Origin of the sequence: Pseudomonas monsensis (assembly GCF_014268495.2) — a bacterium.
GTDB lineage: Bacteria > Pseudomonadota > Gammaproteobacteria > Pseudomonadales > Pseudomonadaceae > Aquipseudomonas > Aquipseudomonas monsensis.
Genome location: NZ_CP077087.1, coordinates 6,175,952 through 6,188,894 on the forward strand (window position 1 = coordinate 6,175,952; position 12,943 = coordinate 6,188,894).

The window sequence follows — 12,943 nt, forward strand, 5'->3', positions numbered from 1 at the left end:
ACCTCTATTAGGCCTCACCATCCCGCTGCTAAACGGTAGGGTGGCGGCTATGCGCAAGTTAGCAGACCGGTCAAACCCCAACCCGGCGCACCCGAAGGTGCCATGCGCACAGCCACCATCAAGCGCAGGCGAATGCCTGACTGGATGAGACTTGTACAACCGAGGTAAGGAAGAAGCCGGGCTGCTAAACCCGATCACTGGGAATCAGTGACGGAATCAAGTTACGCAGCCTGCCCAAGGCGCACAAGCCGGCGGATTCTGGTGCATGCGTAGGCAGCGGCGCAAGGATTTGTAGGCCAGTGAGCCGTAACACCGAGTGTCTTTAAACAACTGCGCTGAAGGGTGTTTATTACTCACAGAGATTGAGGATTTGTCTGTCGGATTGAGGTGTGGCGACTGGCGCTTTCGCGAGCAAGCTCGCTCCCACAGGAGATCTTCAGAGAACGCAGATTTTGTGTACGACATAAACCCACTGTGGGAGCGAGCTTGCTCGCGAAGAGTCCAGTCTGGTCACCGCAAACCTTGGATCAGTGAACGAGCCCCGCCTCCACCAACAACTGCTCCAGCCCCAACAAATCCGGCACCTTCGCCACTTGGTCCCCGACCTGCACCGCCGCCTGTTCCAGCGCACACAACGGCACATCGACATAACTCAACTGACTGTCGAGCTTGTACGAGCGCGGAATCCCCTGCACCAGCAGCGCAATGAACTTCAGCTCCGGCAACCCGCCCAGCGCATTCAAAATCACGATCCGCGCGCGCTCGCCAATGACGATTTTCTGCCCGCACGCCGATTCAAAACTCAGCAGCGGAATCTGCCGCTCACGCCACGTAACCTTGCCGAGATACCACGGCGGCGTATCCAGGTCGAAGGCGCTGGCCTGGTAGTCGATCAGCTCGGCCACGGCGACGTTGGGCAGGATCAGGTTGCGGTCGGCCAGTGGCAGCAGCAGGCCGGTGAGTTGGCTGGTGCGCGCGTTGTGGCGGCGCTCATGCATGTTTCTTGCTCCAGTGGGCAATGCTTTCGAGCAGCACCGATTCCTGGTACGGCTTGCCGAGGTAGTCGTTGACGCCGATGGCCATCGCGCGGTCGCGGTGTTTCTGCCCGGTGCGCGAGGTAATCATGATGATCGGCAGGTGTTGCAGGCGTTCGTCGTGGCGCACCTGGGTGGCGACTTCGAAACCGTCCATGCGCGGCATTTCGATGTCGAGCAGCATCAGGTCGGGCATGTGTTCTTCGAGCAGCAGCATCGCGTCGACCCCGTCCTTGGCGGTCAGCACATTCATGCCGTGACGTTCGAGCAAACGACTGGTGACTTTGCGCACGGTCACCGAGTCGTCGACCACCAGCACCAGCAGCGGCTTTTGCGGCTCGCTGTCGATGTCCGCATGGGCCGGACGCTGCGCAACCCGCGCCTGCATCGCGCGGATCGGCGCCAGCAAATCGAGAATCAGCACCACCCGGCCATCGCCGAGAATCGTCGCCCCGGACACGCCCTGCACCGCGCCGAACTGCGGACCGAGGCTCTTGACCACGATTTCGCGGGTGCCGGCCATCGCGTCGACCTGCACCGCGATGTGCCGGTCGTTGCACTGCACCAGCAGCACCGGCAATGGCAGGCTCTGGCCGAGCAGTTTCGGGCGTGGCGCAGTTTTCAGCAGTTCGCCCAGATAGCACAACTCATAGCGCTGGCCGCCGTAGTGGTAGCTCGGCGGGTCGTTACGGAAGTGCCCTTCCAGATCATTCGGCAGGACGCGGACGATGCCTTCGATGGTGTTCAGCGGAATCGCATATTGATCCTCGCCACACTGCACCATCAGCGCGCGGTTGACCGACACGGTGAACGGCAGGCGAATGCGGAAATGCACGCCCTGCCCCGGCACCGAGTCGATGCTCATGGTGCCGCCGAGCTGGCGCACTTCCTCGTGGACCACGTCCATGCCGACGCCGCGCCCGGAAATCTGCGTGATCTTTTCAGCGGTGGAGAAACCCGGCTGGAGGATGAACTGCAATACATCGCGGTCGCTGATTTCGGCATCCGGAGCCAGCAAACCGCGCTTGATCGCCTTGCGCCGCACCGCTTCCAGCGGCACCCCGGCGCCGTCGTCGCGGATATCGAAAACGATGTCGCCGCCCTCACGGGACAAGTCCAGGCTGATCGTACCCTGTGCCGGTTTGCCCGCCGCCAGCCGCACTTCGGCAGACTCCAGACCGTGATCGACGGCGTTGCGCAGCATGTGCTCCAGCGGCGCGGCCATGCGTTCCAGCACGTTGCGGTCCATCTCGCCCTCGGCGTTGTCGATGATGAACGCGACGTCCTTGTTCAGCTCTTCGGCGACCTGCCGCACGATGCGTTTGAGGCGCGGCAGCATGCGTTCGAACGGCACCATGCGCGTGCGCATCAGGCCTTCCTGCAATTCGGTGTTGATCCGCCCCTGTTGCTGCAACAGGTTCTCGGCGTCGTGGTTGCGGCGGTCGAGGGTTTCCTTGAGGTCGAGCAGGTCGGAAGCGGATTCGAACAGCGCCCGCGACAGTTGCTGCAACTGCGAGTGGCGATCCATTTCCAGCGGGTCGAATTCTTCGTAACCGAGATGGTCGGCATCGACTTGCTGACGGCTGAGAATCCGTCCCTGGGTTTCGGTGTCGAGCCGACGCAATTGATCGCGCATGCGCTCGATGGTGGTTTCCATCTCGTTCAGTGCGGTTTGCGCATCACTGACCTGTTGCTCGATACGCCCACGGAAAATCGAGGTTTCCCCGGCCAGATTGACCAACTCGTCGAGCAGTTCGGCGGAGACCTTGACCATGTCCGCACCGGCATCGGCAGCCGGTGGCGCCGGCTCGGTCTTGGCGGGCAGCGGCAATACCGGCGGGGTTTCCACCGTCGCCGGATGACTGAAATTCTGGATCGCGCTGATCAGCCGATCGGCCGGCGGGCACGGTTGCCCGGCGCGCACCCCATCGAGCATTTGCGCCAGGCGGTCATGCCCGCGCTGGACCAGTGCGAACAGTTCCGCCGACGGCTGCAACGCCCCGGTGGAAAGGCTTTCGTAAAGGTATTCCAGCTCATGGGCGAGGTCGCCGATCGGACCGATCTCGACCATCCGTGCACCGCCCTTGAGGGTGTGCAGATCGCGCAGCAGGGTTTCCACTTCCTGGCGATTGCCCGGTTCGGCCTGCCAGCGCAGTAACGCCGCGCCAGAGTTTTCAATGATGTCGAAACCTTCTTCGAGGAAGATTTCCAGCAGCTCCGGATCGTGTGCGGCGCTGTCATGATCCGCCGTCGGTAGCGGTGCTTCGCCCAGCGGTTGCCCCTGACGCAGCTCGCGAATCGCGCCGATCAGTTCCTGCGCCGGGCTCAGCGGCTGATGGCTTTGCAACTGGTCAAGCAGCAACGCCAACTGCGCGTGGCTCTTGAGCAGTAACTGGCCCAAAGCGTCGCTGTGGCTGTAGCGGCGATCCACCAGACCTTCGTAAAGACTTTCCAGCTCCTGGGCCAGATCTGCGATGGCCGCCACTTCGGCCATGCGCGCGCCGCCCTTGAGGGTGTGCAGGTCGCGCTGCAATGAGGACAGCGGTGCGGCGTTGTCCGGGTCGTTGAGCCAGCGGTGCAAGGCTTGTCCGGCGCTGTCGAGAATGTCGACGGCCTCTTCGAGGAAGATCTCGACGATCTCGTCGTCGCCCTCGAACGATCTCGCCGACTGCTGCAACTCTGCGGTGGCGCTGCCCAGTTCACGAATGCTCAGGGTACGGCTGCCATCGCTGCGGATCAGGCCCATCGACGACGGGTCAAGGCTCTCGTCGAGCAACTCGTGCAGGGCGCGAATGCGCGCAGGCTGCGGCGTGACTTCCTGGCCGGCGGCCAGTTCGTCGAGCATGTTGATCAGCGCTTCGTGGGCGTTCTGCGCTTCTTCGAAAAACCGCTCGCTGACCGCCAGGCTGCTTTCTTCCACCGCGCCATAGAGGTCGAGCAAGGCTTCGCACAACACGTCCACCGGCAGCAGATCAGCCAGGTGCGCGCCTTCGCCAAGGGTGGTCAGTTCATCCAGCAAGGCACTGAGTTCCTGGCGCTCGCCGGGATGTTGTTGCCAGCGCTGCAAGAGGTTTTCGGCGTCGAGCAGGATGTCCATGCCCTGGGCGAGGAAGTTGTTGATCAATTGCGGATCGCGCTTGATCCGCAGGCTGGTGTTCGGCGTCTGGAGGATCGCTTCCAGACGCTCGCCGAGCAGCGTTTCAATGCGCTTGATCAACGACTGTGCACCGACGATCGGCGCCAGCGGATCGTGCTTGAGCTGGCGCAGACCGACGCGGAACAAACCTTCGGCCTCAAGCAGCAATTCCACTTCGTCGAGATCGAGCGGCAACTGATGCGCCTTGAACTCGCGGGCCAGTTGATCCAGCGGCGCGGCCAGTTCGGCAATCGGCAACACCCCGGCCATCGACGCGCTGCCCTTGAGCGTATGCAAGGCGCGCTGCAGTTCATCGCTGGCCGGCAGCGGCACATGTTCGGCGGCCTGATCGAGGTAACGGTTGAGACTGGCCAGATGGGTTTCCGCCTCGTTGCGGAAGATCTCCAGCAACAGCGGATCAAGGGCCGCGACATCATTCACGTCTTCAGCGGCCAGCGGTTCGTCCCCCTTGGCCAGCGCATGGGCGCGGGCGGCGAGCTGATCGACGTCGCTGCGTTGACGCTGCCGGTGAGTGGCGAATTCACTGATTAATTCCGGGAGCAACAACACCGTGTCGGTGAGCAGTTGCGGCACCACCGCACCGGGCTCGACGCTTTGTTCCAGCACACGGTTGAGCAGGTTCTCCACCGCCCAGGCCAGTTCACCCAGCACCAGCGCACGGACCATGCGCCCGCTGCCCTTGAGGGTGTGGAAGGCCCGGCGCAGTTCAGTCAGGGCCGCACGGTCCTGCGGATTGGCCGACCAGCGCGGCAGGTATTCGTGGAGGACTTCGAGGACTTCGTCGGTCTCCTCGAGGAACACTTCGCGCAGCTCGTCGTCGACCGGTTCTTCGTCAGCCGGTGGCGGCATCAGGCTGCCGGGGGTGGTCAGGGCCGGCGGGTTGACCGCCGACACCGGGCTGGCCAGCACCTCGGCCAGCGACTGCACGATATCGGGGTCGTCCAGCACTTGCAGGTCTTGCATCACCAACGCTTCGCTGGGGCTGAGCACGTCATCGAGCACTGGCACCTGCTGTGCGCCGGGCTCTTCGTCAGGAAAGTAGCCCAGGCTGGCCAGGCTCTTCTGCGCGACATCCAGCAGTTGTTCGCTCGCGGCCTGCGGGTCGTCGCTCAAACGTTCGAGGTAGTACTCGAGGCTGGTGATCACGTCGGCGAGGTTGTCCAGTTGCTGCCAGCCCGGCTCGTGGGGATCAAGCAGTAAATGCTCGCGGATAAAGCCATTGCAGGCCTCGACCAGACTGGCCGCCCGGCTCAGCGGAATCATCGCCAGCGCGCCGCGCACCTGGGTCAGCAACTCCGGCAACGCTTGCAGGTGCTGGCGATCCCAGTCGGCGTCGATGTAGTCGACGATCATGTCCTTGGCCTGTTGCAGGCAGATGCGCGCTTCCTTGATCACGATCTGGTGGATCTGCGTCAGGTCGGTGGTCGGCAGGCGCGCCTCTTCGGGGCTTTCCGTTTCCACGGTGCCGACCATCCCGGCCAGATTCGCCTCGACGTAGAGCAGCGCGCCGGCGACGTCCATCAGCGTGGCGTCGTTCGGTTCGCGCTGGCCCTGGGCGAGGCTGAGGACCACCGCCAGTTGATCAATGATGACCTTGCGCGGCTGGCCAAAACCGAGCACCGCCAGGGTGTCGGCAATCTGCCGCAGCGGCGCCAGCAGGCTGTCCAGATCAGAGGTGTGCTGACGGTCGCTGCGCACGAACAGGTCGAGGCGCTCCTTGACCCGCACCAGCTCTTCGCACAGCGCCGCCAGCACCGAGCGCATCGCATCGCGGTCGGGGCCGGCCAGGCGCGCACGTTCTTCGTCGACCATCGCGCTGTCGGGCAACGCGTCGTCCAGGGAGTAGCGATCTTTCATGGTCAGCATCTGCCCGGTGGGATGTTCGGCTTTGGCAATATAGAACAGCAGGCTTTTGAGCAGCTCCGCAGGGGGCGGCTGGTTAAGGCCGCGCATGCCCTGCTCGAGCAGGCGCTTGAGTTCCTTGTCGGCGTCCTTGAACAGGCTGCGCAGCGCCGGGCTGTTGGCGATCGCGCCTTCGCGCATGCCTTCGACCAGCGCCGAGGCCACTTGCCACAACGGGCTCAAGGGCGCATCGCCGCTCATGGCTTCGAGACGCTGGAAGACTTTCGCCAGGTACTCCAGATGCGTCTGGTCATCCTGCTCGCGCAGCAGACCGACCAGGGCCATTTGCAGCATCTGGCGCAACTTGCGCAGCACGTTCGGCAGTTCTGCCGGCTCCAGCAGCGCCAGCGCTTGCTCGCTAAGGGGTGGCAGCTGCGGCAGTTGCGGGCTGAACAGGCTGGTTTCCGAGAGCAGGCTTTCGCCGCGGGCGCTGCGCAGGTCGTTGATCAGCGGCAGCACCACCAGCGGCAAATCGCGGCGGGCACCCTGCACGCGGTCGAGGTAGATCGGCAATTGCCCAAGGGCTTGCAGCAGCAGGTGCAGGGCTTCGTCGCGGTGGCTGACGCGCTCGTGCTGCAAGGCTTCGACCAGATGTTCCATCTCTTCGGCGAGCAAGGCTGCGCCATAGAACTCGACCATCTGCAGACTGCCGTGGACCTGATGGATGTAATCCAGGCACTCGTCCAGCCCGGGAAAGGCCTGCGGATCCTCAAGCACGGCTTCAATTGCCTGATGCGCCTGTTTCAGCGTTTCGGCAATTTCGCCCTTGACCCATTCGAGGGCCACATAGTCGTGCCGGTCACCCATAACCACTCCACTCACGCCTTGTCCGTCGCGGACGCCGACGGCAAGGTGAAACCGGATACCGAACGGCGCAGCTGGCTGGCCATTTTCGCCAGGTTGCCGATGCTCTCGGCGGTGGCGGTGGAGCCGGACGAAGTCTGCGAGGTGATCTGCTGGATCACGTTCATCGTCAGGGAAATCTGTCCGGCCGACGAAGTCTGCTGTTGCGCCGCGTTGGAAATGCTCTGGATCAGCGCCGCGAGGGTCTTCGATACGCCTTCGATTTCTTCCAGGGCCACCCCGGCATCCTGCGCCAGCCGCGCGCCACGCACCACCTCGGTGGTGGTTTGTTCCATGGAAATCACCGCTTCGTTGGTGTCGGTCTGGATCGCCCGCACCAGGGTTTCGATCTGCCGGGTGGCAGCAGACGAGCGCTCGGCCAGGCGCTGCACTTCATCGGCGACCACGGCGAAACCACGCCCGGCATCCCCGGCCAGCGACGCCTGAATCGCCGCGTTGAGCGCAAGGATATTGGTCTGGTCGGCAATGTCGTCGATCAGGCTGACGATGTCGCCGATCTCCTGCGACGACTCGCCGAGGCGCTTGATGCGCTTGGCGGTGTCCTGAATCTGTTCGCGGATGTTGTCCATGCCGTGGATGGTGTTGTGCACCACCTCGTTGCCCTTGTTGGCGATTTCCACCGAACGCTCGGCCACGGCCGAGGACTCGGCAGCGTTGGCCGACACCTGATCAATCGACTCGGCCATGTCGCTGATCGCGGTCGAGGCTTCGGAAATCTGCTGCGCCTGATGTTCCGAGGCCTGGGCCAGGTGCATCGCGGTGGCCTGGGTTTCCTGCACGGCGGCGGCGACCTGGCCGGCGGTGAGGTTGATGGTCGCCACCAGGTCACGCAGTTGGTCGACCGAATAGTTGATCGAGTCGGCGATAGTACCGGTGAAGTCTTCGGTCACCGAGGCGGTCACGGTGAGGTCGCCATCGGCAAGGTCCTCGATTTCGTCGAGCAGGCGCATGATCGCGTTCTGGTTGCGCTCATTCTTCTCGGCGGTTTCACGTAACTGGCGGTTGGTCTCGCGGACCATCACCAGACCGATGAGGATGATCGAGGCCAGCGCCAGCAAACCGAGGACGTAGCCGCCGATGGTGTCGGTGTTGCGCCCGCCGGCAAGGTTTTCGAAGCGAGTGGCCAGGTGCGAGGCTTCGTCGAGCAGGGTTTGCGAGAGGCTGAAGATGTTGCTCGCCGACTCGCGGACCTTGAACAGCTCCGGCGAGGTTTCGAGGATTTCATCCACCGAGCCGGAGACGAACTGGAACAGCTCGGAAATCTCACTCAGGCGTGCGCGGGCATCGCGGTCTTCGACCTGGCTGATTTTCAGTGCCGGGTTGCCTTGCAGCATGCCGTTGAGCACCTGGCCAAAACGGGTGGCGTCGCGACCAAAGGCGTCGGCGGCCTGCTGCGAGTTTTCGTCGCCGGCCAGTACGGTGTTGACCGCGCCGAGGATCCGTTCAGCGAGCAGCGACTGACGCTGGGCCATCGCCACTTGCGCCGCCGGAGCGCCGCGTTGCAGGAGGATCTCGACGACTTTTTCGTATTCGATCTGCAACTGCGGCACGGTTTCGGCCAGGGTCGCGGCGACCTGATGCAGCGACAGCACGGTCTGCTCGCTGGAGAGAATCGCGTCGGTGTTTTTCAGCAGGCGTTCCCAATCCAGCTGCACGGCGCGCATTTCCGGGCGCACGGTGGCCGGGGCCGGTGGCAGGCCGGTGGCCGGGTCGCCTTTCTTCAGGTAACCCCAGCGCTGGGCGAAATCGTTGCGCGCATCGCTCAGCAACTTGAACGCGGCAGCCTTGCCGGCGGCGGCTTCAGTGGCGTTCTTGGCGATGCGTTGCGACAGCACGCGCAGTTCACCGGCGTGGCCGATGTACTGTTTATCGTAGTTGGCCTGGGTGTTGAGGTACGCGAAGTTGGCGAACAGCAGCATGATGAACACGATCAGTGCGATGAACAGCACGATGATCTGCGAGCGACTGCGCGATCCTTCCGCCGACTTGTCTGTTTTTGCTTTTGTCATCGGTCCTCGCCTAATTTGAAACTCACCGAAGCACCTGTAGAAGCTAGCCTTGTGAAGTGGAGCTTTTGTGGCGAGGGGATTTATCCCCGATGGGTCGCGCAGCGGCCCCAAGATTCGAGCTGTATCAAATACATCTCGAATGCAGCCTTTGGGTCGGCTTCGCCAACCATCGGGGATAAATCCCCTCGCCACAGGTTTCCCTTGCCACAGAATCACACCATTACATGGCCCATTCCCACATGGGTTCTCTGTTGTTTCGACTAAATTGCGACGCTCATGAATACCGGGGATTTAGCCAGTGCAAACAGGCTGAACACCCGCCAGTTCTGTTCGCGCCGGAAATAGCCTTTGACGAACTCGGCCTTGGAACCCTGGCGCTTGCTGATCGAAATCGGTTCGAAGCTGTCCTGCTCGAAATGCTGCAGGCCGATGACTTCGTCGACCATCAGCCCGGCAAACACATCGCCATGCTCGACCACCAATACCCGCCGCTGTTTACGCAATGGCGACAGCTCGTGCCCGAAAAAACCGCACAGGTCCATGATCGGCAGCAAGCGCCCACGCAGGTTAGCCACCCCTTTGACCCACGGCTTGACCCCGGGCAATTGAGTGAAGCGCGGCTCGTGCAGCACTTCGCTGACTTCGCCCATCGGCGCCACATACCAATGCTCGCCAATGCGAAAGCCGATACCGCTCCAGCGATCCTGGCGCGCGGCCTGCGACGGCAAGTCCGCCGCCAGCAAGCGGCAGCGCTGGTCGATCTGCCAGAGCAGTTCGAACGCGGTCAGCGATTCGCTCATGGTTGCGCGATCAGCTTTTGAGCACGTTGTTCAGGGTCTTGATCAGGGTGTCTTCGTCGACCGGTTTGGTCAGGTAATCCTTGGCGCCCTGACGGGTGCCCCAGACCTTGTCGGTTTCCTGATCCTTGGTGGTGATGATGATCACCGGGATGTGGCCGGTGTCCGGGTCCTTGGTCAATTGCCGGGTCGCCTGAAAACCGTTGAGGCCGGGCATGACGATGTCCATCAGCACTGCATCGGGTTTTTCCTGACGGGCCAGCGCGACACCGTCGGCGCCGTTTTCGGCTTTCAGTACTTCGTGGCCGTGCTTTTCGAGCATGCCGGTCAGTTTGTACATTTCAGTCGGCGAATCATCGACGATCAGGATACGTGCCATGGTTTTCCCCATTTTTCTTGTTGACGCCCGGCCCGCTGGCCGAGCATCACTGTACGTGTCTTACTGCGGCAAAACGGCGGCGAAGCCCGGAACATGGGCCTGAATCGCGTTAAGCAGTTCTTCCTTGCTGAAAGGCTTGGTCAAAAATTGATCGGAACCGACAATCCGCCCCTTGGCCTTGTCGAACAGCCCGTCGCGCGACGACAGCATGATCACCGGCGTGGCCTTGAATGCGCTGTTGTTCTTGATTAAAGCGCAGGTCTGATAACCATCCAGACGCGGCATCATGATGTCGACAAAAATGATTCCGGGATGGTTGTCCGCGATTTTCGCCAGCGCGTCGAAACCATCAATCGCCGTGATCACTTCGCAACCCACATTTTTCAACAATGTTTCGGCGGTGCGACGAATCGTTTTCGAGTCGTCGATCACCATGACCTTCAAGGCGCTGGACTGCTGTTCCATAAGAGGGCTCTACCGTCGCCTTTGCGAATCAAATTGTCCGTTTTGCTATCAGTGATGGCTGGAAACCCTTGATGTTCAAGGGCCAGCGCTGCATGCCAGCCTTTTTAGCACAGTCTCCAGATGCAATCTATCGACGGGTTTTTCCTTGACCGAAAACCCGCCCGGAGCCACTCTGGCGGCACTTTTTCAATACCGATCCGGTAGCCAATTTTCGAGGAAAACCCAATGAGCGTTCGCGTCGGGATTGTCATGGACCCTATCGCCAGCATCTCCTATAAAAAGGATAGCTCGCTGGCCATGCTGCTGGCCGCGCAAAAACGTGGCTGGGAACTGTTCTACATGGAGCAGCGCGACCTGTATCAGGCCGAAGGCCAGGCGCGGGCGCGCATGAAGCCGCTGAAAGTCTTCGCCAACCCGGAAAAATGGTTCGAACTGGACGCCGAGCAGGACCACCTGCTGAGCGACCTGGACGTGATCCTGATGCGCAAGGATCCGCCGTTCGACATGGAATTCGTCTACTCCACCTACCTGCTCGAACAGGCCGAAACGGCGGGCGTGCTGGTGGTGAACAAGCCGCAAAGCCTGCGCGACTGCAATGAAAAGCTGTTCGCCACGCTGTTCCCGCAGTGCACGCCGCCGACCGTCGTCAGCCGTCGCGCCGACGTGCTGCGTGAATTCGCCGCCAAACACGGCGACGTGATCCTCAAGCCGCTGGACGGCATGGGCGGCACCTCGATCTTCCGCCACCGCGCGGGCGATCCGAACCTGTCGGTGATTCTGGAAACCCTGACCGCCCTCGGTGGCCAGCAGATCATGGGCCAGGCCTACCTGCCGGCGATCAAGGACGGCGACAAGCGCATCCTGATGATCGACGGCGAGCCGGTGGATTACTGCCTGGCGCGGATTCCGGCCCAGGGCGAAACCCGTGGCAACCTCGCCGCCGGTGGTCGTGGCGAAGCGCGGCCGCTGACCGACAAGGATCGCTGGATCGCCGCGCAAGTCGGCCCGACCCTGCGCGAAAAAGGCCTGCTGTTCGTCGGTCTGGACGTGATTGGCGAGCACCTGACCGAAATCAACGTCACCAGCCCGACCTGCATCCGCGAAATCGACAACGCTTTCGGTACCGACATCGGCGGCATGCTGATGGATGCGATTGAGAAGAAGCTGCAAGCCTCGAGCCGCAAGCAGCAAGCCTGACGGCCAGCTACAAGCCGCAAGCCATGAGCTACAAGCTTTTACTTGCAGCTTGCCGCTCGAAACTTGCAGCTGCCCTTATGTCGCTTGCCGCTTGAAGCTTGCAGCTAAAAACCAACATTGCGTTATCATGCCGAGCCCGTAAAAACGCGATGTTGGTTTTTCTGTCATGACCCTCCCGTCCGATCTGCCCGCAGAACTCGCCCACCGTGGCGTGCGCCCGGCCGATCGCCTCGGATTTACCTTGTTTCTCGCGGCGCTGATTCATTTGGCGCTGCTGCTCGGCGTCGGCTTCACCATGGTCGAGCCCAAGCAAATCAGCAAAACCCTGGAAATCACCCTCGCCACCTTCAAGAGCGACACCAAGCCGAAGAAGGCCGATTTCCTCGCCCAGGAAAACCAGGAGGGCAGCGGCACGCTGGACAAGAAGGCGATCCCCAAGACCACCGAGGTCGCGCCGTTCCAGGACAATCAGGTCAAGAAAGTCACCCCGCCTCCGGCCGCCAAGCCGGAAGTCCGTGAAGCCGCGCCCAAGGCTGCCGTAACCACGGTCGCGCCGAAACAGCAAAAGGCGCCGACCAAGAAAGAAGAAACCAAGACCGAGACCAAACCGGCGGTCGACGCACCGACGTTCGATAGCTCGCAGCTGTCCAGCGACATCGCCAGCCTCGAAGCGGAACTGGCCAAGGAACAACAGCTGTACGCCAAACGCCCGCGCATTCACCGTTTGAGCGCCGCCTCGACCATGCGCGACAAGGGCGCCTGGTACAAGGATGACTGGCGCAAGAAGGTCGAGCGGATCGGCAACCTCAATTACCCGGAAGAAGCCCGGCGCAAGCAGATCTACGGCAACCTGCGCCTGATGGTCTCGATCAACCGCGACGGCTCGCTGTATGAAGTGCTGGTGCTCGAATCCTCCGGCCAGCCACTGCTGGATCAGGCGGCCCAGCGCATCGTCCGGCTGGCCGCACCGTTTGCACCGTTTACCGGTGATCTGTCGGATATCGACCGACTGGAAATCATCCGCACCTGGAAATTCGCCCGGGGCGACAAACTCTCGAGCAACTGACACACCGCAACCCCTTGTGGGAGCGAGCTTGCTCGCGAAGAGGCCGGCACATGCACCATTGATGTTGCCTGAC

8 protein-coding genes are annotated in these 12,943 nt (G+C 62.1%); 2 read left to right on the top strand and 6 right to left on the bottom strand.

Going from position 1 to position 12,943, the window contains the following annotated elements:
- Window positions 1–527: 527 nt before the first annotated feature.
- The 6 genes from HV782_RS27335 to pilG form a co-directional block, all read right to left on the bottom strand.
- Window positions 528–998 (bottom strand): chemotaxis protein CheW, encoded by a 471-nt coding sequence (locus HV782_RS27335; protein ID WP_123469524.1) that lies wholly within the window; start codon window positions 996–998, stop codon window positions 528–530.
- The gene (locus tag HV782_RS27340) at window positions 991–6,900 is read right to left on the bottom strand and encodes a hybrid sensor histidine kinase/response regulator (protein WP_186747147.1); all 5,910 of its coding nucleotides are present in this window, start codon (window positions 6,898–6,900) and stop codon (window positions 991–993) included. The genes HV782_RS27335 and HV782_RS27340 overlap by 8 nt, the downstream gene beginning before the upstream one ends.
- 11 nt (window positions 6,901–6,911) lie before the next feature.
- Window positions 6,912–8,966: a methyl-accepting chemotaxis protein gene (locus HV782_RS27345; RefSeq protein WP_186747144.1), complete on the bottom strand. Its 2,055-nt coding sequence runs from the start codon at window positions 8,964–8,966 to the stop codon at window positions 6,912–6,914.
- A 260-nt stretch (window positions 8,967–9,226) separates the two neighbouring features.
- Window positions 9,227–9,766: a chemotaxis protein CheW gene (locus HV782_RS27350; RefSeq protein ID WP_186747142.1), complete on the bottom strand. Its 540-nt coding sequence runs from the start codon at window positions 9,764–9,766 to the stop codon at window positions 9,227–9,229.
- Between the two features lie 10 nt (window positions 9,767–9,776).
- Window positions 9,777–10,142 carry a twitching motility response regulator PilH gene (gene pilH, locus HV782_RS27355; RefSeq protein WP_186747140.1) on the bottom strand — a complete coding sequence of 122 codons (366 nt, stop codon included), beginning with the start codon at window positions 10,140–10,142 and terminating at the stop codon, window positions 9,777–9,779.
- Window positions 10,143–10,202: 60 nt separating this feature from the next.
- The gene (gene pilG, locus HV782_RS27360) at window positions 10,203–10,607 is read right to left on the bottom strand and encodes a twitching motility response regulator PilG (protein WP_007913673.1); all 405 of its coding nucleotides are present in this window, start codon (window positions 10,605–10,607) and stop codon (window positions 10,203–10,205) included.
- 225 nt (window positions 10,608–10,832) lie between these two features.
- Between pilG and gshB the strand changes: the two genes are divergently transcribed.
- The gene (gshB, locus tag HV782_RS27365; protein ID WP_186747131.1) at window positions 10,833–11,804 is read left to right on the top strand and encodes a glutathione synthase; all 972 of its coding nucleotides are present in this window, start codon (window positions 10,833–10,835) and stop codon (window positions 11,802–11,804) included.
- 166 nt (window positions 11,805–11,970) lie between these two features.
- Window positions 11,971–12,870: an energy transducer TonB gene (locus HV782_RS27370; protein ID WP_123469537.1), complete on the top strand. Its 900-nt coding sequence runs from the start codon at window positions 11,971–11,973 to the stop codon at window positions 12,868–12,870.
- The last annotated feature ends 73 nt before the right edge of the window (window positions 12,871–12,943 follow it).

Bases quoted from the DNA above. Each gene is read 5' to 3' on its own strand.
- pilG (WP_007913673.1), bottom strand. From the start codon at position 10,607: ATGGAACAGCAGTCCAGCGCCTTGAAGGTCATGGTGATCGACGACTCG.
- HV782_RS27370 (WP_123469537.1), top strand. From the start codon at position 11,971: ATGACCCTCCCGTCCGATCTGCCCGCAGAACTCGCCCACCGTGGCGTG.
- pilH (WP_186747140.1), bottom strand. From the start codon at position 10,142: ATGGCACGTATCCTGATCGTCGATGATTCGCCGACTGAAATGTACAAA.
- HV782_RS27350 (WP_186747142.1), bottom strand. From the start codon at position 9,766: ATGAGCGAATCGCTGACCGCGTTCGAACTGCTCTGGCAGATCGACCAG.
- HV782_RS27340 (WP_186747147.1), bottom strand. From the start codon at position 6,900: ATGGGTGACCGGCACGACTATGTGGCCCTCGAATGGGTCAAGGGCGAA.
- gshB (WP_186747131.1), top strand. From the start codon at position 10,833: ATGAGCGTTCGCGTCGGGATTGTCATGGACCCTATCGCCAGCATCTCC.
- HV782_RS27335 (WP_123469524.1), bottom strand. From the start codon at position 998: ATGCATGAGCGCCGCCACAACGCGCGCACCAGCCAACTCACCGGCCTG.
- HV782_RS27345 (WP_186747144.1), bottom strand. From the start codon at position 8,966: ATGACAAAAGCAAAAACAGACAAGTCGGCGGAAGGATCGCGCAGTCGC.